The following is a 578-nucleotide window of genomic DNA, read 5'->3' on the forward strand; positions in this document are numbered from 1 at the left end:
GTACACACCGCCCGTCACACCATGGGAGTCGGTTGCTCCAGAAGTCCGTGCGCCAACCCTTCGGGGAGGCAGCGGCCCAAGGAGTGGCCGGTAACTGGGGTGAAGTCGTAACAAGGTAGCCGTAGGGGAACCTGCGGCTGGATCACCTCCTTTCTAAGGAGTCTCGAAACAGCCTTCGGGATGTTTCTGACATTCCTGGTCAACCCGCAGACCACATCGTCGTAACAAGCTCACTATTCAGTCTTGAGGGAGCGAGACATCGGGACAGCAGTCCTCGATGTTCGTTCTTTGAGAGATTGGAACTCGAATTCTCGACTGGCCCGAGGCTTTTGGGCCTATAGCTCAGCTGGTTAGAGCGCGCGCCTGATAAGCGCGAGGTCGGTAGTTCAAATCTACCTAGGCCCACCATTTTGCCTTCCAGGCACTGGGGCTGTAGCTCAGTTGGGAGAGCGCCGGCTTTGCAAGCCGGATGTCGTCGGTTCGAGTCCGATCAGCTCCACAGAATCTTCTGGTTCTTTGAAATCATGCATACGAATGGCATTGCACAGATTGTAGAAAGATCGTGTAACCGAGTAGTT

2 tRNA genes and 1 rRNA gene are annotated in these 578 nt (G+C 55.0%); all 3 read left to right on the top strand.

The window, feature by feature from the left end:
• Positions 1–153: ribosomal RNA gene (locus tag P1S59_14655) — 16S ribosomal RNA — on the top strand; the annotation flags it as partial.
• A 178-nt stretch (positions 154–331) separates the two neighbouring features.
• Positions 332–408, top strand: a tRNA-Ile gene (locus P1S59_14660).
• An 18-nt stretch (positions 409–426) separates the two neighbouring features.
• Positions 427–499, top strand: a tRNA-Ala gene (locus P1S59_14665).
• Positions 500–578 lie beyond the last annotated feature (79 nt).

The sequence above is a fragment of the bacterium genome (assembly GCA_029210965.1).
Taxonomy (GTDB): Bacteria; BMS3Abin14; BMS3Abin14; order BMS3Abin14; family BMS3Abin14; genus JALHUC01.